The sequence below is a fragment of the Polynucleobacter parvulilacunae genome, from assembly GCF_018881715.1.
GTDB lineage: Bacteria > Pseudomonadota > Gammaproteobacteria > Burkholderiales > Burkholderiaceae > Polynucleobacter > Polynucleobacter parvulilacunae.
Map to the genome: position 1 here is coordinate 210,388 of NZ_JACVPW010000001.1, position 21,602 is coordinate 231,989.

The 21,602-nt window shown below is 43.4% G+C and carries 19 protein-coding genes; 10 read left to right on the plus strand and 9 right to left on the minus strand.

The window, feature by feature from the left end:
- The first annotated feature begins 136 nt into the window (after positions 1-136).
- The 4 genes from ICN18_RS01050 to ICN18_RS01065 all read left to right on the plus strand — a co-directional run bounded on the left by ICN18_RS01050 (position 137) and on the right by ICN18_RS01065 (position 5,246).
- Positions 137-1,516, plus strand: coding sequence for an amino acid permease (locus ICN18_RS01050; protein ID WP_216188703.1), 1,380 nt, complete (start codon positions 137-139; stop codon positions 1,514-1,516).
- Positions 1,513-2,730: a D-amino acid dehydrogenase gene (locus ICN18_RS01055; RefSeq protein WP_216188704.1), complete on the plus strand. Its 1,218-nt coding sequence runs from the start codon at positions 1,513-1,515 to the stop codon at positions 2,728-2,730. Before ICN18_RS01050 ends, ICN18_RS01055 begins: the two co-directional genes overlap by 4 nt.
- Before the next feature lie 606 nt (positions 2,731-3,336).
- A complete protein-coding gene (locus ICN18_RS01060) occupies positions 3,337-3,657 on the plus strand; it encodes a winged helix DNA-binding protein (RefSeq protein ID WP_216188705.1) in 321 nt (106 codons plus the stop codon).
- A gap of 290 nt (positions 3,658-3,947) precedes the next feature.
- Positions 3,948-5,246 (plus strand): carbohydrate porin, encoded by a 1,299-nt coding sequence (locus tag ICN18_RS01065; protein WP_216188706.1) that lies wholly within the window; start codon positions 3,948-3,950, stop codon positions 5,244-5,246.
- Between the two features lie 338 nt (positions 5,247-5,584).
- Here ICN18_RS01065 and ICN18_RS10400 read toward each other — a convergent pair whose 3' ends face one another.
- Positions 5,585-5,749, minus strand: a complete 165-nt coding sequence (locus ICN18_RS10400; protein WP_255532030.1) for a hypothetical protein — start codon at positions 5,747-5,749, stop codon at positions 5,585-5,587.
- Between the two features lie 72 nt (positions 5,750-5,821).
- On the opposite strand from ICN18_RS10400, the gene ICN18_RS01070 reads away from it, so the two are divergent.
- The 3 genes from ICN18_RS01070 to ICN18_RS01080 are packed head-to-tail and all read left to right on the plus strand — an operon-like array spanning position 5,822 to position 9,510.
- Positions 5,822-6,436 (plus strand): diguanylate phosphodiesterase, encoded by a 615-nt coding sequence (locus ICN18_RS01070; protein ID WP_255532031.1) that lies wholly within the window; start codon positions 5,822-5,824, stop codon positions 6,434-6,436.
- A complete protein-coding gene (locus ICN18_RS01075) occupies positions 6,436-7,059 on the plus strand; it encodes a response regulator transcription factor (RefSeq protein WP_215347694.1) in 624 nt (207 codons plus the stop codon). Before ICN18_RS01070 ends, ICN18_RS01075 begins: the two co-directional genes overlap by 1 nt.
- Before the next feature lie 6 nt (positions 7,060-7,065).
- Positions 7,066-9,510, plus strand: coding sequence for an ATP-binding protein (locus ICN18_RS01080; protein WP_216188707.1), 2,445 nt, complete (start codon positions 7,066-7,068; stop codon positions 9,508-9,510).
- Between the two features lie 60 nt (positions 9,511-9,570).
- Here ICN18_RS01080 and ICN18_RS01085 read toward each other — a convergent pair whose 3' ends face one another.
- Positions 9,571-10,989: an autotransporter outer membrane beta-barrel domain-containing protein gene (locus tag ICN18_RS01085; RefSeq protein WP_216188708.1), complete on the minus strand. Its 1,419-nt coding sequence runs from the start codon at positions 10,987-10,989 to the stop codon at positions 9,571-9,573.
- Positions 10,990-11,179: 190 nt separating this feature from the next.
- On the opposite strand from ICN18_RS01085, the gene dacB reads away from it, so the two are divergent.
- On the plus strand, positions 11,180-12,709 hold the full coding sequence (gene dacB / locus ICN18_RS01090) for a D-alanyl-D-alanine carboxypeptidase/D-alanyl-D-alanine endopeptidase (RefSeq protein ID WP_216188709.1): 1,530 nt from the start codon (positions 11,180-11,182) through the stop codon (positions 12,707-12,709).
- Here dacB and ICN18_RS01095 read toward each other — a convergent pair.
- The 7 genes from ICN18_RS01095 to ICN18_RS01125 form a co-directional block, all read right to left on the minus strand.
- On the minus strand, positions 12,655-13,761 hold the full coding sequence (locus tag ICN18_RS01095; protein ID WP_216188710.1) for an L-threonylcarbamoyladenylate synthase: 1,107 nt from the start codon (positions 13,759-13,761) through the stop codon (positions 12,655-12,657). The two genes, dacB and ICN18_RS01095, sit on opposite strands and share 55 nt — an antisense overlap.
- A gap of 4 nt (positions 13,762-13,765) precedes the next feature.
- Positions 13,766-14,950 (minus strand): 5-(carboxyamino)imidazole ribonucleotide synthase, encoded by a 1,185-nt coding sequence (locus ICN18_RS01100; RefSeq protein WP_216188711.1) that lies wholly within the window; start codon positions 14,948-14,950, stop codon positions 13,766-13,768.
- A gap of 4 nt (positions 14,951-14,954) precedes the next feature.
- Positions 14,955-15,449, minus strand: a complete 495-nt coding sequence (purE, locus tag ICN18_RS01105) for a 5-(carboxyamino)imidazole ribonucleotide mutase (RefSeq protein WP_215391599.1) — start codon at positions 15,447-15,449, stop codon at positions 14,955-14,957.
- 74 nt (positions 15,450-15,523) lie between these two features.
- The gene (locus ICN18_RS01110; protein WP_216188712.1) at positions 15,524-16,423 is read right to left on the minus strand and encodes a phosphoribosylaminoimidazolesuccinocarboxamide synthase; all 900 of its coding nucleotides are present in this window, start codon (positions 16,421-16,423) and stop codon (positions 15,524-15,526) included.
- Positions 16,424-16,430: 7 nt separating this feature from the next.
- The gene (gene fba, locus ICN18_RS01115; RefSeq protein WP_216188713.1) at positions 16,431-17,495 is read right to left on the minus strand and encodes a class II fructose-bisphosphate aldolase; all 1,065 of its coding nucleotides are present in this window, start codon (positions 17,493-17,495) and stop codon (positions 16,431-16,433) included.
- A 66-nt stretch (positions 17,496-17,561) separates the two neighbouring features.
- The gene (gene pyk, locus ICN18_RS01120; RefSeq protein ID WP_216188714.1) at positions 17,562-18,998 is read right to left on the minus strand and encodes a pyruvate kinase; all 1,437 of its coding nucleotides are present in this window, start codon (positions 18,996-18,998) and stop codon (positions 17,562-17,564) included.
- A 2-nt stretch (positions 18,999-19,000) separates the two neighbouring features.
- Positions 19,001-20,212 carry a phosphoglycerate kinase gene (locus ICN18_RS01125; RefSeq protein ID WP_216188715.1) on the minus strand — a complete coding sequence of 404 codons (1,212 nt, stop codon included), beginning with the start codon at positions 20,210-20,212 and terminating at the stop codon, positions 19,001-19,003.
- A gap of 209 nt (positions 20,213-20,421) precedes the next feature.
- Here ICN18_RS01125 and ICN18_RS01130 point away from each other — a divergent pair, with 209 nt between their 5' ends.
- Positions 20,422-21,345, plus strand: a complete 924-nt coding sequence (locus tag ICN18_RS01130; RefSeq protein ID WP_216188716.1) for a branched-chain amino acid transaminase — start codon at positions 20,422-20,424, stop codon at positions 21,343-21,345.
- Positions 21,346-21,379: 34 nt separating this feature from the next.
- Entirely contained in the window at positions 21,380-21,568 is a 189-nt protein-coding gene (locus ICN18_RS01135; RefSeq protein WP_216188717.1) for a zinc-finger domain-containing protein, read from the plus strand.
- Positions 21,569-21,602 lie beyond the last annotated feature (34 nt).

Below are 21,602 nucleotides of genomic sequence, written 5' to 3' on the forward strand. Positions count from 1 at the left end.
ATAAAAAACATCATAAATGAGATATCAAACTCTATACCTATCTTAAAAGGTAGCTATCGTTTACTCCCATATATCGAGAAAATATGGTGTTATCGGAAGAAAATTAGAAATTAATTTTTGATAGCCTTCTAACACCATGACATTAAAGAGAACTCTAAAAGCACGCCATATTCGCATAATGGCGCTAGGATCAACAATTGGTGTTGGTTTATTTTTAGGCTCAGCAACCTCTATCAAGCTTGCAGGCCCGTCGATCATTCTTGCATATGCAATAACAGGGTTAATTACTTTTATTGTTGCCCGTGCTCTCGGTGAAATGACGGTGCGCCAGCCAATATCTGGATCTTTTGCAGTTTATGCCCGCAATTACATTGGACCCTTAGCAGGCTATTTGGTGGGATGGACTTACTTGGCCTACTGGATAGCTCTCATCATTGCCGAAGTAACAGCTGTTGGAATTTATATGAATTTATGGTTTCCAGATTCACCCCAATGGGTATGGGCCTGCATGTCTATTTTAGTGATGAGTACAATTAATTTAGCGGCAGTTAAATTTTTTGGTGAATTTGAGTTTTGGTTTGCCATTATCAAAATTGTTGCCATTCTGGCAATGATTGCTTTGGGCGCAGCTGTAATTATTTTTGGCTTTACAAACAATTGGGAGCCAATTGGACTCAAAAATCTTTGGATTCATGGGGGATTTTTTCCAAACGGCCTATATGGCTTTGCCTCTTCCCTTCAATTGGCCTTGTTTTCATATCTAGGGGTTGAAATGATTGGATTAACTGCAGGAGAGGCAGAGGATCCGGAGAGGACTATTCCCAAAGCCATTGATAGTCTGCTGTACCGTATTTTTTTCTTTTACGTCGGGGCAATTTTTGTAATTCTCGCCATATTTCCATGGCATGAAATATCCAACATCGGCAGCCCATTCGTTGCAATGCTTGAAAGGCTTGACTTAAAAAATGCTGCTGGCATTCTTAATTTTGTTGTCATTACAGCAGCACTCTCCTCTTGCAATGCAGGAATTTATAGTGGCGCAAGATTACTATATGGGCAATCACTAAGTGGATCAACTAACAAATATTTTTCAAAAATATCCATCAATGGAATACCAGTTAGGGCAATAATATTTACAGCCATTATTTGTCTGTTTGGGGTAAGCATTAATTTCTTTGTGCCAAATAAAGCTTTTGAATACTTAATGTCCAGCAACGCTTTGTTAGGCTTGATTGTGTGGTTTTTTATTATTTGGTCTCAAATAAATTTTAGAAGATCATTATCCACCTCAGAGGCAGGCAACCTCAAGTACAAAACCCCGCTATGGCCCATTTCATCTTATTTAGCCCTTATGTTTATGGCGGCTGTACTAGTAATTATGGGAATAAACGAAGAATCTAGGATTTTCATTCTCTATGCATTAATTTTGATTTTGATTTTTACTGCTTGGTTTTATGCCTTTGAGTACCGCCGAGCTAGTGGCAATAACACTAAAGATGAATGGAGAATAAAATGAGAAAAATCGTCGTGGTTGGTGCGGGCATAACGGGCGTTACGACTGCCTATGCATTAGCTAAAAAAGGATTTTGTGTAACACTTCTAGAGCGACATCGCTACCCAGCAATGGAAACATCCTTTGCTAACGGCGGCCAGCTTTCTGCTTCAAATTCGGAAGTTTGGAATAGCTGGTCAACGATTTCCAAGGGGATAAAGTGGGCCTTCAAAAATAATGCACCCTTATTGGTTCATCCGCATCCAACTTGGCACAAGATCTCTTGGATTAAAGATTTTATTTCGGAGATTGGTAATTATGAAAAAAATACTATTGCAACCGTAAAAATGGCAATTGCAGCAAGGGAGCTATTATTTTCATGGGCTGAGGAAGGCAATATTGATTTTGATTTAAAAAAAATGGGCATCTTACACATTTATAAAAACAAGAATGACTTTCAGGATGCAGAATATATCACTGCACTACTTTTAAGAGGCGGCCTAAAAAGATGCCCAGTCTCACCTTCAGAAATAAAAAATATTGAACCGACTCTTGCGGGAAATTATTATGGGGGCTTTTATACAAAAAGTGATTCTACTGGCGATATACATAAATTTACATGTGGCCTAGAGCAAGCTGCGGTCAAATTTGGGGTTAATACCATCTATGAGGCTGACATTTATGGAATTACATCAAATGGCAAGCAAGCTTTAATTAAATTTACGGTGAATGGTGATAAAAGGGAATTAAATTGTGATGATGTGGTTATTTGTGCGGGGGTTAAGAGTCGGGAGCTAGCCTCTCAATTAGGTGATGCCGTAAATATATACCCAGTAAAAGGTTACTCAATTACCGTCAATTTAAATGATGAAATTAGTCAACTTGCTGCGCCAAATATTAGCCTTCTCGATGATGATGCAAAGATAGTAACCAGTAGGCTTGGATTGGATCGTTTTAGAGTTGCAGGAACAGCTGAATTTAATGGCTTTAACAAAGATATTAGAGCGGACAGAATACAACCCCTAATTGAGTGGACAAATGCTCACTTTCCACAGGTGAGCACAAAAGATGTAGTTCCTTGGGCCGGACTACGCCCAATGATGCCAAATATGCTTCCAGTAGTTGGGCGCGGACGAAAAGAAAATATTTTTTACAACACAGGTCATGGACATTTAGGCTGGACACTATCGGCCGTTACCGCTGAAATGGCGGCTTCCATTCTGAGCAACAAGCAATAGCCTCCCCATGAGTGCCTTGTACAAACCTTATCAGTCTATCTAAAAATGACTTTAATACCAACATGAATACGTGCATCAGCTGTACCTTTATCTATCAATATTGTCTGAGATATAGAAAGAAGGGGCATGGATTGGATTGGGAAAATTCAATCGCTTATTTAGTTGCAAAAAATTATAAATTTTTAGATCTCATTGAGAATGATGTTAAAAATATCAAAGCATGAGGCAGCCTCATCAAAAAAATTAAAAATTACCTCATGTCACCATCGTTTGAGAGCCCTATAACGCAAGGCGCTGTAATCGGCTCCTCCGGCGCAATACTAAATAGGCTGGCAGTGATGTTTGGCAATCAATATGCTTGGAGCCCATTCAAAACAACCATGATTATTGAGCTGGTAATACCATTTATATGCACGTTTCTAATTGGCGCGATGTTAAGGCAAAAATTATCGAGCTGCATATTAATGAGTGTCTTTGCAAGTGTTATAGGAGGACTAACTACAGCGCTAACCATTGGATGGGATTAGAAGAGCCTATCTCATAAGCTAGTTATCAATAACCCTTATTTGCAATAAATTAACAGCAATGTTTATAAGAGGTTATCAAATGCGCACATATCCTGAATTTATTAAAAAAATGTATCGGATAGACGCCGAATATGGGCTTAAATTTCATGAATCACAGCTACTCGATATTGCCTCAATCGCTCATCTTCAAGATGAATTGATTCGCGTAGGAGATTTAATCGGCCAAAAGTCAATTGCATCACAAGCAACGCTACACAATTCGTTGAAACAGTTAATTAAAAAAGGATTTTTACAGACAAAACCTGATGCAATTGACAGGAGATCTAGAATTGTTGTCCTTACAAAAGATGCATTAAAACGCCATAAAATTTTACAACTTGAGTTCTCAAAATCTCGTTAATAAAAAACGGATTTACTGTGATTAAAGCCTACTTAATCTATTTGGCAAAACCCCTACTAATATTTTTTCTCTTTTTAGGCTACGCATATATTTTCGGCCTTAGTCAAATAGCAACAGATTGTATAAGTTAAAAAATCTCTATCGCCAAATTAGGGCATGCAATATTTCCTGTTAGTTTTTACGGCCAACCCACCTTACATCTGCATTTATGAATAATGAAGTACCTAATTTTTTTGCTAGCGGTTTATAGCAAACTTTCTTATTGCTTTGGGCAAAACGAAGTACATCACTTGGCTGATAGCACATCAAAATTTAACGAGTTAACCCTCTTAATTGAGTTTGAAGACCGAAGCCTTCATGGTCAGGCAACTTATATTACCCAACAAAGAAATAATTTTGATTCACCTTACCATGGTGAAAATAGTCTATTGAATAAAAATGATGGCCCAAATCATGTGAGCTACTCATTAAGTGCAACTGCATATTTTGGCCAAAAACTTTGGCAGAACGCTGAGTTTTATATCAATCCTGAAATGTTTGAGGGAACCTCTTTTGGAAATGAGCTGGTTGGCTTGGGTGGATTTTTTAATGGAGAGCTTCAAAAAGGTACATATATTCCGCCTACATACTTTATTGGAAGAGCCTTCTTAAGGCAAACCATTGGACTGGGCGGTGGTGATATCCAAATTCAATCCGCCAAAAATCAATTAGCAGGTATTGCAAATAAAAATCGCCTGGTATTAACATACGGAAAATTTAGTGCTTTAGATTTTTTTGATTCCAATGCTTACAGCTCAGATCCACGGGTTCAATTTCAAAATTTTTCCATAGCATCTATGGGCGCTTATGGTTATGCCGCCGACAATAAAGGATTTACCTACGGCATTGTTTCTGAGTGGCACCAAGATGACTGGATATTGAAAATCGGAAGGATGGCAATGCCAACATCCCCAAATACTGCCCAATTGGATTACACGCTCAGCAAAGATTACGTTAATCAGTTTGAAATTGCGCACGATTTAAACCTTCTCAATAAAGCAGGTGCAATTAGAGGGCTCTTTTTTCAACAGCGTGGCTATATGGCAAACTATAACGACGCTATAAATAATGCAGGTGTTACCAAAAGTACACCTGATATTTTTAACTCACGTTATACGCAAAACTCCTGGGGATATGGCTTCAGCTTAGAACAAAGCATTAACGACTCAATTGGAATTTTTGCTCGCTGGAGTTGGAGCCCAGGAAAGACAGAAACCCAAACACTAGATATCAGCAGATCTCTATCGGGCGGGATGTCAGTTCAAGGCGAAATTTGGTCCAGACCAAAGGACACCCTAGGAATAGGTTTTGCAATTAATCAAATTAGTAGCTCCCAGATCTCTTATTTGGGCTTAGGTGGAATGACAATGTTTATAGGAGATGGAAACATCACCTATAAACCAGAGAGAGTCATTGAAACCTATTACAGCGCTCATATATATGATCATCTATATGGCTCCATTAACTATCAGAGAATCGAAAATCCGGCCTATAACTCAGCTCGCGGTCCTATTAATTTTTGGGGTGTCAGAGCACATTTTGAATTTTGATCTTCTATTTTCAAATTTGCTAATTCAGTCGAAAAAATCGAGTCTGAAGTATTTGATAATTCCCCTCTCCTCTTTTCACGGATCGCAGATATCCTGGGGATAGCTGAACCCATAAAGGTACCCTCCCATTAATATTGAACCATGAAAGTAACTTTTTCCTAGGCCAATAGAGGGTTTATTGATCCACTTAATTGACTAATTTTTTGAGTCCTCTCCAAACCCCCAACTTAAGCTTCAGAAAATCAGCAAACTCCCAACTTAGACTGCGAATACGCTCCAAATCGGCATTTCGGCATTCTTTTTAAGTCATTGAATTTAATGGAATCTAGAGTACCAACTTAAACTGCGAGCGATAGAAATCCCGGCTGTACACGCTTGTAAAGGCATGGAAGAACAAACCCTTCCAAGAAGTACGAGACGCCTGTGGCGACCCCTGGCTTGGCCTTAGTAGCCAGGCCCTCGAAGAACACCAATCCTGGTCCAAGCGACAAGCGATTAGTCATGAACCCATTTTTAATTGCAAGGGAACAAAACTGACAGGATCTTTATTTAGACCATTACTCACTGCATCTGACATGCAATTACTGCGCCTTTTCATGGAAGGCTTAGACACGATTGCCTATTGGTATCGCAGTGGTCGATTTATTCCTGGAATTTTGCCAGTGCCTTCACATGCCATCGCCTCAAGTGGCTATGTGGATGCTATGAGTGAATTGATCCTGAATTCACGTCTACCAGTTGGCTTGGTATCTATCGGCATTCAATCCATTCCTGAGTCCGATATTGCCGATGCATGCAAAGAAGGATTACTTCGTTTGCGACGACTAGGTGTCCTGCTTCACTTTTTAAAATTCTCTGGCAGCGCCGAAGAATTGCATTGGATTACAGAGATGCAATTAGAGGGCGTACATATTGACATGAGTCAGATTCGTGAGCACGAACTGGCAAGCGATGTTCTATCTCAATTAAGAAAATCGCCTTACGCACCTACGCAAATCTATGCAAGCAATATTGGCTTGGTCAAAGATTTAGAAAATGCCACCACCCTGATTGCCGACCACTCGTATGGCGGTCTCATGATGTCACCCGTAAGCCGTCATCAAATGCTTCAAATTAATGATAGCCGTATCGCAAAAGCTATTTTTTCGCTGCACCCTCATCCACACCCAAACCAAAACGGAGACAAGTAATGAGAAAACGCGTGATGTTAGTAGATGACCATCCAGCAATGCTGATGGCTCTTAAAAGTATGTTGCAAGACCAGTTGTTATTTGAGATTGCAGGACAAGCCCAAAATGGCGAGGAGTGCCTCAGATCCATGAAAGAGGTTAATCCAAACATGGTGATTTTGGATCTGGATATGCCCAAGACCGATGGCTTTGATGTCATTCGCCGCATTGGTCTCATGTATCCCGACGTTCGAATGCTAGTTCTCTCCAGTATGGACGAGGCAGTCTATGGCGGGAGGGTTCGATCATTAGGTGGGCATGGGTTTGTAAATAAAACTGCAGGTGCGGACGTCATCCTAGCGGCTTGCGTTGCGATCTCTCAAGGTTATAACTTTTTCACCCATGGCAAAAATGGTAATAGCTCATTAAGTGATAACGATAAGTTAGCGCTGATTTCGGACCGCGAGCTCCAGGTCATGAAATACCTTGGCAAAGGCAATACAAATCAACAGATATCTGACATGTTGCATATCAGCAATAAGACAGTAGCAACTTACAAGACCAGAGTCTTTGACAAGCTAGGAATCAACAATATTGCTGACCTCATTTTGTTCTGTCGCATGAATAACATTATCGAAAGTTAAGTAGGCATGCGTCGATCCATCATTCGCATCACCTTTTTTGCTCTTTTCTTCCTGCTCAATGGATTATTGGGCAATGCTTATGCGAATCTATTTAGCCCAAGAGAGCAGAGATGGATCGACGCCCATCCCGTAGTGCGTTTTAGTATTCACGAAAAATACGCTCCTTATTTGGGAGTTAATGAAAGGGGTGAGCCTGGAGTCTTTCATAACCTTCTAAGCAAGCTCGGTGAATTTACCCAACAAGAGTTTTTACCGAAGTGGCGCAAGTCTGATCGAGAAGGGCTTCGGCAACTTGCTAATGGTGAGGTGGACTTCATTATTGATCCACCTACCTGGGATGATGAACACCTTAAGTTCGGCTCCTTATCGGAGGCTATTTTTTGGGGTCACGATGCAGTTATAACCAAAAAGATAAAAGGCGATTCGCCAATTGAGCCCATTAATATCGCCTACTTCGATCGCGGCTATGAAAACCCGCCAATACCATCTCACCCACAAGCCAATGTTTCTAGCTCTGTTGAGAAGCTGATTATTGATCTTCTCAAGAATGATATTGAGGCGCTGGTCTTACCACTTCGTCTAGCGCAGCAGCTCATCCAAAAGCCAAGCAAAGAACAGTTACAAGTTGATGGCTTATATAGTCGAGAACCTTTTGAATACCGCTGGCTTATTGCCCATCAAGATGATGCTCTGCATGACGTACTTGAAAACTTTCTCAGCAATCTAGACCCTGTTTCCTCGCGCCAACTGTTTAGCCTGACGCCCTCGACCCTTGAAACCAGGCCAGCATCATTAGGAAATCTTGTGCCATGGATTTCTACTTTGGCAATCATGATGCTTGGCTCTCTCTTGATCTGGCGCATGTATCAGAAACAGTTTCTTCAAAAACAAGAGGCAGAGCACCTGATGTCATCCAAAGAACAGGCTGAAAATGCAAATGCGGCAAAGTCTGCTTTCTTAGCCACCATGAGCCATGAGATCCGCACCCCCATGAATGCCATTTTGGGAGTGCAAGAACTATTACTTAGCAGTCCTCTACCTGCGAATGAAAAGGTATTACTCAAAAGTGCACATTCATCTACCGAATCTCTATTGGGCATCCTCAATCAAGTCTTGGATCTCTCAAAAATAGAAGCTGGCAAGCTCACACTCAATATTGAACCTTGTAATCTCAACATCTTGATTGACAACATTGATTCGGCATTTTCAACGGTTGCCCAAATGCAAAACCTCAAACTGCATACCTCTAAGGATCCGAGAATTGCAGAGGTACTCATGCTCGATTCCTTACGCTTGCGTCAAATACTGCAGAACCTCATTAGTAACGCGATTAAATTCACCAACCATGGCGAAATTTACTTTTCAGTTAGCGTCCTAGCAGATGACCATGCAGGGCAGCTTATTGAATTTAGGGTGATTGATACTGGTGTTGGCATGGGCACTGAAGAGATTGCTATTGCGCTTGAGGCTTTCGAGCAAATACCGGGCAATATAGAGCAATCCAACGGTACTGGTCTAGGTCTAACTATTGCTAACCACTTAGTCACTTCCATGAATGGTCAACTCTATTTTGAAAGTGCGCCCGGCCTTGGTAGCAATATTCATTTTTGCCTGGCATTCCCACGTACCACCGTTGCTGCAACTGGGACCTTAACCTCAGAGCATGCCAATATATCCAGAAAGTTAGTATCAAAGCATGCTCAAAATAATGAGCTCCCATTACAAGCCTTGGTAGTTGAAGATCATCCGGCTAGCCGTCAAATTATTTCATTACAGCTACAAGCATTGGGCATTGAAGCATCGGTTTGTGATAACGCCAATACTGCACTTGATCTCATCAGCCAAAAACATTTTGATCTACTACTAACAGACCAATCCATTCCAGGCATGCAAGGTTCAGAGCTGGCTAAGCATATACGTAATAAAGGCAATAAAAATCTCATCATCATTGGTATTACTGCAGATATCTATGCCCTAGAATCACGCCATCAATTCTTGAAGGCCGGCATGAATGGCGTCTTAATCAAACCATTAAGCCTCATGACTTTAGAGAATGAGCTCTCTCGCTATTTCCAGATCAAGGATTCCACAGATTTAGTGGAGGCCAACAAACTTCAAGAAGAATACTCTTTTGGAGCTTTTGAAAATCTCCTTAGACAAAGTCCAGAATATATTCTGGTGATCCTGGAAGAAATTAAAAAGGTACATGATGAGACCCTGCTCATTCTCAAAAGTGAAGTAGTCGATGAAGCTAGCTTTAGGAGTATGGTCCATAAGGTCAAGGGAGGAGCGCAGCTCCTCAATGCCAAAAACTTTACTAAAGCCTGCGAAGCCTTAGAGCAAGAAGGTCATCTCAACGAAAGAATAGAAAACTTCATTCAATTACTAAATGAACAAAATCAAATCATTGGGAGCTATCAAGAAAAATATCGAAATTCTTCAACAATTTAGCCAAATAAAAAACCCGCTCACATCTCTGTGGCGGGTCTTTTATTAAAGCAGGAGTTTTTCTTAGAAACCGACTGTGTATGTTGCCATTACAGTGGTTGTAGAAACTGCCTGATAAGACTCTTGTCGGTAAATACCAGTAACACCTAAACGTTGATTCTTTTCAACATCATAAGTAGCACCAACTGTTGCTGTTGGGCGTGTCTTTACTGGATTTGCATTGAAGTTCACTGGGGTTAAGCCAGCAATCGTAGTGCTTGTTGCATTCACAGAACCACTCGCTGTGTTGGTGTCAGACTCCACACCTGCGCTAGCGAATAAATTGGTCTTCGGAATCGCTCTGAATGAAGCGCCTACGCCTGCTAATGCAGTTGTAGCGTTGGTATTAACAGCACCATAAGTCAATGGCGCAGTTACACCAGCAGAAGCACCTTCTGTATAGCCACCCATATTGTTCTGGCTATAACGCATACCAATATATGGAGAAACAATGAAGGAGTTTGCAAAACCAAAGCCGTATTTAGCAGTTACTTGAGCGCCTTGACTGTTCAAAGTAGAAGAACCAGAGCCAGCTTGCGAAGTGCCAACAACTTGACGGTTAATAGCAGTGTTCTTCTGACCATAAGCGATCGAAGCACGCACCTCAGTGCCGGTGTCATCTTGATTTTGATTCCAGGCAGTGAACAAGCCAATTAATGGTGTGTTGTTACCCAAATTCACAGTAGAACCGCCGTTGTTAACTGACAAGTTCTGGTCAGCATAAGCACCAACGCGAACTGAAGGAATCGGACGATAAGCCGCAATTAACAATGCGCTTGTGTTGTTCAAGCCATTAGCAGCTTGCACTGCAGTGTTACGACCACCAGCAGATACGCAAATATTGTTCTTATCAAACAAAGTGCAATCGTAAGTAAAGCTGTTAGCCAATACAGAGTTCTGCAAAGCGTAAGTACCTTGCAATGCTTGAGCTGTGTTTACTACAGACTGTTGTGTTGAGGCTTGTAAAAGAGCGGCAGATCTAGCTGCGGCTGCGGCCGCTTCAGCAGCAGCGGCTGCAGCAATTTCTTCAGCTGTTGGGCCGGACGGTGTTGGAGAACCAACGTATAACAGAACATCCGTAAGATTAAGAGCGGAACTAGGATTAAAAAGGAACCGATTAAAGTTGCTAGTAGCAGTGTAAGTATAACTATTGGAGCCAACTGTAATTGCAGGAAAAGTAAATCCATACGTGGTGGGACCATTATTGAGCTTAAATTCCATCATATTTCGATTGGCTGCTAATGCAGATGCACTGTTGTAACTAATTGTGAAAGTGGTGCCTGAATTTATTGTCGACGTTAAGGATTGATAGTTACTATTATTGACAGTGAATGTTACAGATGGGCTTGTGTATAAAGTTTGCGCACCAACATTTGACGACAAGAGCTCGCCTACTAGCAAAGCAGAAGTAAAAGCGATTTTTTTAATATTTAACAATTTCATAATTCTTTACTGGTTGATTAAACGAATTCGCTCTAAGGCGAATTTTTTCAACCGAAATTATGCCAAAAATTTCACATTACTTCGACGTTTTATAAGAAAAATCCATTAAGAATCAACGCTTTGTTGTTTTATTTACATCTCTGATGTTAGCCCTAGAGCTAATTACTAACAGGGGTTTATCCTACAGGTCATGCCTTTCATTAAATTGACCAAACTTTCTGCCTTCCTGCTCTTGAGCTTTTTGCTGACATCTCTCGCGCTCGCTGAGGAAGCTAAGTTGGTAAATATTCCAGCTGTAGTTCTCACAAGCCTAGAGCGTAATCAGATTCCTCTGGATGCCGTAAGCATTTCTGTTGTGGAGGTTGAGCCTGGTCGCCCCGGAAAGAATGTTGCCAAGAAAGTTTTAGATTGGCGTGGTAGCGATCCAATGAACCCCGCTTCAACGATGAAGTTATTAACAACACTTTCGGGCTTAGATATCTTGGGTCCGCAATATCGTTGGCGTACCAATGTATATACCGATGGCGTCATTCGTCAAGGAGTCTTGAAGGGTAATTTGTATTTGCAAGGTACTGGTGATCCCAAGCTCGTTCCCGAAGAACTTGCCAAAATGATGAAAGACCTGCAAGGCCTAGGTATTCAAAAGATTGATGGTAATTTATTTTTTGATCGTAGCGCTTATGCACCTAGTGTCATGGAGCACAACACGATTGATGGTGAATCTTTGCGCGCCTACAACGTTCCTCCCGATCCCTTGCTGTATGCCTTTAGGACGCTCTCGTTTCAGCTAGGTAAGTCACGCACCGCTGACTTTATTGATATCAGCTACACGCCGCCACTTTCACAACTTAAGGTATCTAACCAAATGCAGTTGGTAGATCGCTCATGTGATAACTGGAAAAATAATATTCGCTTCAACCTAGACCCTGAAGGCATCAGCAATACCGATCAGCCTTTGACCGCACAATTCTCTGGCGCATTTCCAAGCGCGTGTAAGAGCGTGAACTTTAATGTTGTTGCTTTGGATGCCAACACTTTCCTCACCCAGGGGTTTGCAGCTTCTTGGGAAATGGCTGGTGGCAGCTGGGCACAAGCTCCTATCGGCAAAGATGGCTCAGTTCCTTTGGCCGCTAGACTGCTATTGCAATTTGAAGGCAGCAAACTTGCCGATGATGTTATGGATATCAATAAGTACTCCAATAATGTCATGGCCCGCCAAGTTCTTTTAACCATGGCCCTAGATAAAATGGGCAAACCCGCAACCACGGCTAATGGTGAACTCGTTATTCAGAGTTGGCTCAAACAAAATGGCTTAGATTTTCAGGGGCTAGTAATCGAGAACGGCTCTGGGCTATCTCGCAACGAAGCAATCTCTGCCAGTCAAATGAATCAACTCTTATTGACCGCACGCAATCTCCCAGTGGGTGATCTTTTTTATAACAGTCTGCCGATTGCTGGCACTGATGGCACGATGCGTAATCGATTGATGAGTCAATTACGCAAGTTTTTACACCTAAAGAAAAAGCCTGAGGCCAGAATTAAGACAGGTTCTCTTGCCGATGTACGAGCCATTTCAGGCTATGTCCTAAGTAAATCTGGAAAAATGTATGCAGTAACTTCATTCATTAACCACCCCAATGCTTGGAGAGGTTTAGAGGCGCACGATCAGTTGCTATCGTGGCTACTTGAAGATGGACCAGAACCAAAGCATGCTCGCTGAAGTCGGTCTCTAACACCATCCCACTCTTCGCCTGCTGGGGGCTCTGGGAACAATATGAGATCCCATCCCTGCTGATCTAAATCACGTAAAGAGCGATACAGTAGACTTGCAAAAGCACTGCTATCACTAGGAACCTCTACCTCTTCAAAGTGCGCAGATGGGTGTCCATCCTCGCTTAAAGAGGATTCTGAATCCCACACGGCTACTGCAACTCTAGATTTAATATCTGGGAACTCACTCAAAGCATCCAAGACTCGACCCGGGGCATATAAACGCAAAGGGGTAGTTGGTGCGTAATGGGCTTTTAGGCTTCCGGAAACTCTAGGTAAATCTTCCATTGCTTCACTGCCCGCTTGATTTCCTTTTAGCTCCCCAGGCAGGTAGACCTTCACACCAGTTTTAGCAAAGATCTCACTTGGAGTAATAGCGCCAGGTCTAAGTAGCACTGCTTTATCGCCTGACGACAAATCAATAATGGTTGACTCGATGCCGACTTCACAATCGCCACCATCTAAGACCATCAAATCCAGCATACCTTCGAATTCACTACGAACATCGGCAGCGCTAGTAGGGGAAACTTTGCCAAACCGATTGGCTGATGGTGCAACGACCCCGCCTTTAAATTTACGTAATAGCTCTTGAGCAATCGGGTGAGCAGGCGCACGAATTGCCACGGTATCTTGACCACCAGTCAGCTCATCTAATACGCTTTTATCTTTCTTGAAGACTAGCGTTAGTGGGCCAGGCCAAAATGTATTAACAAGCTTTAGCGCTTCTTCAGATAAATCTCTTACCCATGGTGCCAACAACGCAACCCAATCAATTTGGGCCTGATCAAATACATCTGGCGCGGCTAAGTGAACGATTAAAGGATGATTTGAAGGGCGACCTTTAGCGGTAAATATTTTCTTGATAGCTTCAGCATTCTTAGCATCTGCACCTAGGCCATAAACGGTCTCAGTAGGGAACGCAACTAATCCGCCATCACGCAAAGTTTGCACTGCTTCATTAATCACTGCAGAAGATTGCAGCAGGGTACTGTCTGAGGACATATTTCTAGGGCTCGATCCCTAATTCGGTAGCAACAGCTGCACAGTTTTTACGAGCTTCATTGAGAGTCTCGCCTAAGCAATTAATGTGACCCATTTTTCTACCAATACGGGGCTCAGACTTTCCATACAAATGCAACTTCGCATCTGGATGGGCAAGAACTTGATTCCAGGCGGGCTCTTTTGGCTGGTCTTCACTACCCTCAAACCAAAGGTCGCCCAACAAGTTCAACATCGATACAGGTGCTAGCTGACGGGTATCGCCCAAAGGTAATCTTGCCATAGCTCTTACTTGCTGCTCAAACTGACTGCTCACACAAGCATCCATGGTGTAGTGACCAGAGTTGTGCGGACGTGGCGCGATTTCATTAGCAACGATGTCGCCGCTCTTGAGCACAAAGAATTCCACACAAAGAACGCCAACATAATCAATCTTACGAATGAGCGCTTTTGCTGCATCAATAATTTTCTTTTCTTGAGCGGACTTGAGTGATGGGGCTGGCACAGTAGAGGTATGCAAAATACCATCGCGATGAATGTTTTGGGCTACTGGGTAAGCCACCACTGCATCGTCATAACCACGCGCCACCAAAGCTGATACTTCAAAATCCAATTCCATGCGCTTTTCTAAAACGCATGGCACACGTCCAAACTCATACCACGCAGTAGTGAGCCCTTCTACGTCATAAACAGTGGCCTGACCTTTGCCGTCATAACCCATACGGGCAGTCTTCAAAATTCCTGGAAATAGATCGGCTGGGGTATGGGCAATATCTGCCTCATGCTCAATCACAAAATTGGGGGCTGGGCCGATATTGGTTTCTGATTTCCAAGTGGCTAAGAAATTTTTTTCAGCGATACGGTTTTGGGCTAAAGAAACGCAACTACTACGCGGCGCCACAAAGACACCCAAGGATTCAAGCTCATCTAAGGCTTGTGCAGGAACGTTTTCAAATTCGGTGCTGACGGATGCACATAAAGCTGCCATTTCTTTTAAAGCAGCAGAGTCGGTGTAGTCAGCCTGGATAAATTTTTCAGCAATTGAGCCCGCTGGACTATCTGAGCCGGGATCGAGCACACAAACTTTGTAACCCATCGCCTGAGCAGCCTGAGTAAACATCCGCCCTAACTGACCGCCACCTAAAATTCCTAAATACGAACCCGGCAAAATGGGTTCCATACGATCTGCCATGTAATTAATATCCCGGCAAATTCATTGAACGTGCGGTATCAGACTGTTTCGCACGGAAATCTTCTAAGCGCTTAGCCAAGTCAGCATCATGTAAAGCTAAACCTGCAATCACATGCAAGGCAGCATTTGCTGCACCGGCTTCACCAATCGCAAAAGTAGCAACCGGAATACCTTTTGGCATCTGCACAATAGAGTAAAGAGAGTCTTCACCACGCAAATATTTGCTTGCAACAGGAACACCATAAACAGGAACAATCGTTTTTGAGGCAAGCATGCCTGGTAAATGGGCTGCGCCACCTGCACCAGCAATGATGGCTTGCAAACCATTCGCTTGCGCTTTTTCAGCATACTGAAACATGTCATCAGGCATGCGATGTGCTGAGAGCACTTTAGCTTCGTGAGCAATACCAAACTGCTCGAGCATTTGAGCGGCGTGCTGCATGGTGTCCCAATCTGAATTGGATCCCATCACTATTCCGACGATTGGCTTCTTGCTCATTTACCTCTCCAAATACCCTAAATATTCACTTACATTTATTAAGGACTCTATTATCCTCGAGATACACCTATACGTTAAGCAGTCTCAGTAAGCCGGGTAAGGGCTTCACGATACTTTTGAGCAGTCTTTTCAATCACATCAGCGGGCAATTGTGGTGCAGGGGCTGTTTTAGGCCATAACTTGCCATCCACCATCGCCGTTTCAAGCCAATCTCGGACAAACTGCTTGTCATAAGACGGCGGGTTTGAACCTACATAGTAGGTCTCAGCAGGCCAGAAACGTGATGAGTCGGCAGTGAGGATCTCATCCATCAACACCAATTGACCATTAGCATCTAAACCAAACTCAAACTTGGTATCAGCAATGATGATTCCGCGAGTAGCGGCGTATTCAGAAGCTTCTTTGTACAAACGAATACTCACTTCACGAATTTGATTGGCCAATTTCTCACCAATCATTTCAATCACTTTCTCAAAGGAGATATTTTCATCATGCTCACCGACTTCAGCTTTAGCAGCTGGAGTAAAAATAGGCTCTGGTAATTTTTGCGCATTCTCCAAGCCTTCTGGCAAAGCGATGCCGCAAACCTTACCAGTCTCTTTGTAGTCTTTCCAACCACTACCGGCCAAATAACCACGAACTACAGCCTCGACCAAAATTGGCTTCAAGCGCTTAGCCACTACCGCACGACCCTTTACTTGACTCACCTCATCCGCCGCTACAACGGTGGCTGGATCAATGCCAGTCAAATGGTTAGGAATAACGGATGCTAATTTATCAAACCAAAAATTAGCCATTTGATTGAGAACTACACCCTTCTCAGGAATCGGCTCACCCATCACCACATCAAATGCAGAAAGACGGTCGGTAGTAATCATCAATAACTTGTCGTCATCTAATGCATAAACATCGCGCACCTTACCTTTGGATAGCAAAGGTAATGACTTAATAGAAGTAGCGTACAAAGCAGGCATATTTAAATCACTTCACAATTTGAGTTAATTTGCCGCTCTTATATAGCTCAGCCATCTTCTCTAAAGAAATCGGTTTAATTTTGGAGGCTTGACCAGCAGAACCAAAAGCTTGGAAGCGTGCAATACATACCCGCTTAGCTGCTTCACGAGCTGGCTTGAGGTAATCACGTGGATCAAACTTTGTTGGGTTCTCGATAAAGTAACGACGGATAGCACCAGTCATTGCCAAACGGATATCGGTATCGATATTGATCTTACGCACGCCATTCTTAATACCCTCTTGAATCTCTTCAACAGGAACGCCGTAAGTTTCTTTCATATCACCGCCGAATTCACGAATCTCAGCGAGTAATTCTTGTGGAACGCTAGAAGAGCCGTGCATTACCAAATGCGTGTTTGGGATACGTGCATGAATTTCTTTAATACGATCAATGGCCAAGATGTCGCCTGTAGGCTTCTTGCTAAATTTGTATGCGCCATGGCTGGTGCCAATTGCAATCGCTAAAGCATCGCACTGAGTTGCTTTCACAAAATCAGCTGCTTGCTCGACATCAGTGAGCAACTGCTCACGAGTCATCTTGCCATCAGCACCATGACCGTCTTCTTTATCACCCTGCATAGTCTCGAGAGAACCTAATACACCCAATTCAGCCTCAACCGTAACTCCGATAGAGTGAGAAAACTTCACTACTTCTTTAGATACGTCAACGTTGTACTCATAGCTAGCAACGGTCTTTCCGTCTGCTTCTAATGAACCATCCATCATCACACTAGTAAAGCCACTCTTGATCGCAGCCATACATACTGCTGGACTCTGACCATGGTCTTGGTGCATTACTACAGGAATATGCGGATAAGCCTCAACTGCCGCAGAAATGAGGTGGCGCAAGAAAGCTTCACCAGCATATTTACGCGCACCAGCAGAAGCCTGCATGATGACTGGAGAATCAGCTTCATTTGCCGCTTCCATAATCGCCGTTACTTGCTCCAAGTTGTTCACGTTAAATGCTGGTAGGCCGTAACCGTTTTCAGCAGCATGATCCAAGAGTTGTCTTAAAGATACTAAAGCCATGATGTTCTCTTAATAAATAGTAATGAGGTTAAAAATAAATCTGTTTTGAATCTTTTTCAATGTGAATTACTTCACATGAATAATCTTGAGGGTATTGGTACCACCAGGCTCACCCATGGGCTCTCCTGAAGTAAGCACAACGGTATCGCCCTTTTTAACCGCGCCCGATTTTTTTAAGCAAGTCTCTACCTCTTGCAAAGCAGTATCACGATCTTTGGTGTAATCCAATCCTATCGGCGTGACATTACGATACGTGCTTAAAGCGCGCTGGGTTGCGATCTTAGAAGTGAGCGCAAAGATTGGCACATGAATATTGTGACGACTCATCCAAATGGCTGTTGAGCCAGAATCAGTTAAGGCGGCGATAGCATCAGCGTTCAAATGATGGGCTGTAAATAAAGCACCCAAAGCAATCGTTTGATCGATACGGGTAAATGTCTGATCCAAGAAGTCAGTATCGAGTTTTACGCGATCAGATTTTTCCGCCTCGACACAAATCTCTGCCATCGCTTTGATGGTCTGCACTGGATACATACCAGCAGCAGATTCAGCAGATAACATCACCGCATCAGTGCCATCCAATACGGCATTAGCAACGTCACTCACTTCAGCACGCGTTGGCACTGGAGCATTAATCATCGACTCCATCATTTGTGTAGCAGTAATCGTAAATTTGTCCGCCTCACGCGCCCAGGCAATCATGCGCTTTTGCAGCGCAGGCACTGCAGCATTGCCAACTTCAATGGCGAGATCACCACGAGCAACCATGATGCCATCACTCTCAGCAATAATGCTTTTAAGGGCTTCAGGCTCAATCGCTTCTGCACGCTCTACTTTTGCAATTGTTCTGACTTTGCCAACACCATACTTGGCGCTCGCAGTATCTGCCAGCTTGCGGGCATAGGCCATATCAGCACCGTCTTTAGGAAAGCTAATCGCTAAAAAATCAACGCCCATTGCAATGGCAGCATCTAAATCAGCAATATCTTTCTCTGTCAGCGCGGGAGCAGTTAAGCCACCGCCAGCACGATTAATACCTTTGTTATTAGAGAGTGGTCCGCCCTGCTCAACGATAGTAAAAATCTCGCCGCCCTTAACACTCTCAACAGTAAGCACAACCAAACCATCGTTTAATAAAAGACGATCACCGGGCTTTACATCGCCTGGCAGCTCTTTGTAATCAAGACCTACTTTAGTTTGATCGCCGAGCTCACAAGCCACATCCAAAGTAAATTTATCGCCTTCTTTCAGAAGGATTTTGCTGTCTACAAATTTACCAACCCGAATTTTAGGTCCTTGCAAATCAGCCATGATGCCCACCTCTTTGCCAGCCTCAGCAGAGATGGTGCGCACTAAATCATGGCGTGCTTTATGGTCAGCAACAGTACCGTGAGAGAAATTCATGCGCACTACATCAACACCCGCACGAATCATGTCACGCAACACTTCAGACTTTTCAGAAGCAGGCCCTAAGGTTGCAATGATCTTTGTTGCTCTCAACATATTTAGTCTTTCGCTCTTTCAGCAAGTACTGCAAAGGCTGGCAAGGTTTTGCCTTCTAAGAATTCTAAGAAGGCGCCGCCGCCAGTAGAGATGTAATCCACTTGATTTTCAATACCGTACTTCGCTATCGCTGCCAATGTATCCCCACCACCAGCAATCGAGAATGCAGGTGAGTGCGCAATCGCAGCAGCCAACATCTTGGTGCCACCGCCAAATTGATCAATTTCAAACACGCCCAATGGACCATTCCATACAATCGTGCCAGCGTGAGCAAGCATGATGGATAAACGCGCAGCAGTCTTTGGACCAATATCCAAAATCATATCGTCTTCTGCAACCTGATCAGCAGGTACTCGGTTTGCACGGGCTAATGGAGACAATTCATTGGCAACCACCACGTCTTCAGGGATCGGAACATGGGCGCCACGCTTTTCCATGATCTCCATAATCTCTCTAGCTTCATCAACTAGATCAGGCTCAGCCAGTGATTTACCAATTGGCAATCCTTTGGCCAACATGAAAGTATTGGCAATACCGCCGCCAACGATGAGCTCATCGACTTTCTCAGAGAGCGCTTTCAGAATCGTTAATTTAGAAGAAACTTTAGAGCCAGCAACAATCGCAACTAAAGGACGCTTTGGACTTGCTAATGCACGACTTAGCGCATCCAATTCGGCAGCCATCAAAGGACCGGCGCAAGCTACTGGCGCAAACTTTGCTACTCCATAAGTAGTGGCTTCAGCACGATGTGCAGTTCCAAATGCATCGTTGACATAAACATCACACAAGGCAGCAATCTTTTTTGCCAGTTCGTCGCTATTTTTTTTCTCACCAACATTTAAGCGACAGTTTTCTAACAACACCAGCTCACCTGGATTCACTTCAAAGCCACCATCAACCCAATCACTAATCAAAGGAACTTTGCGATTGAGTAAAGAGGCAATGCGATCAGCCACTGGAGCCAAACTATCTTCAGGTTTAAATTCGCCCTCCGTAGGGCGGCCTAAATGCGAAGTCACCATTACTGCTGCCCCGGCATCCAAACACATCTGTACCGCTGGCATCGATGCCCGAATACGAGTGTCTTCCGTAATATTTCCAGCTTCATCCTGAGGGACGTTGAGGTCAGCACGGATTAATACCCGCTTACCCTTTAATTGACCAGATTGGGCTAATTCGCTTAAACGCTTAACTTTAAATAAGGATTCCGGCATGAGTTTGGGTAAATAAGTAGTTTATGGGGAATGTTCCATTCTAAATGCTCCAGCCTATCCAATCCCGAGGATCCGAGCCGACAGACAGCCTTGCCTGCTCTACAATAAGGACTTAAATACATTCTGGGCCGGAAGACCAAACACTGCCAGCCCAGTACCCTGCTTAAACCGCTTTTACAGATACTTAATAGACACAAAAGGTAAAGAAAATGTCGATGTCCGACCGCGATGGCTTTATTTGGACTGATGGGAAGCTAATTCCTTGGCGCGAGGCCAATGTTCACGTGTTAACCCATAGCCTACACTACGGAATGGGTGTATTTGAGGGCATCCGCGCCTACAAAACCCCCCAGGGAACAGCCATTTTCCGCCTTCCAGAGCACGTAAAGCGCCTTTTTAACGGCACTAAGATCTTTCAAATGAACATGCCCTTCAGTCCTGAAGAGGTCACCAAGGGCATTATTGACACGGTAAATAGCAATAAGCTTGAAGCCTGCTATATCCGCCCAATCATCTTTATTGGCTCCCAAAAGCTTGGAATCTCCCCCAAAGGCAACAGTATTCATACCTCGATCGCCGCCTGGGAATGGGGTGCCTATTTGGGTGAAGATGGCCTAAATAAGGGTATTCGGGTTAAAACATCCTCATTTACACGTCATTTCGTCAATTCTTCACTCGTTCGTGCCAAGGCATCGGGCTACTACATCAACTCCATTTTGGCCAACCAAGAAGTGACCGCCAATGGATATGACGAGGCTTTATTGCTTGATACCGAAGGTTACGTATCTGAAGGCTCAGGCGAAAACCTCTTCATGGTTCGCAACGGCATTGTTTATACGCCAGACTTAGCATCATGCTTAGACGGAATCACACGTGACTCTGTCATTCAGATTGCAAAAGATCTCGGTTACGAAGTTCGCGAAAAACGAATTACCCGTGATGAAGTCTATTCTGCTGATGAAGCGTTCTTTACTGGTACTGCTGCTGAAGTAACTCCTATTCGTGAACTTGATGACCGCACCATTGGTGATGGCAAGCGTGGTCCTATCACCGAGAAAATTCAGAAGACTTATTTTGATGCGGTGTACGGTAGAAACGATAAATACAAATCTTGGCTCACTTACGTTAAGTAATGCATTAAGTAATCTTAGTAATTAGGAAAAGCAAATGACTCAAGCTCAAGCGGTAATGGTGGATGGCAAAGATTTACCTCTGCATTGCCCCACCAATAAAACTCCAGCATGGAATTCGCACCCACGCGTTTTTCTAGACATCACTAAAACCGGTGAAGCTAAGTGCCCTTACTGTGGCGCAGAGTACAAACTCATTCCCGGTACTGAACCACACGGTCACTAAACCCTATCAGCACCTCACCATGAGGTGCTGAGTC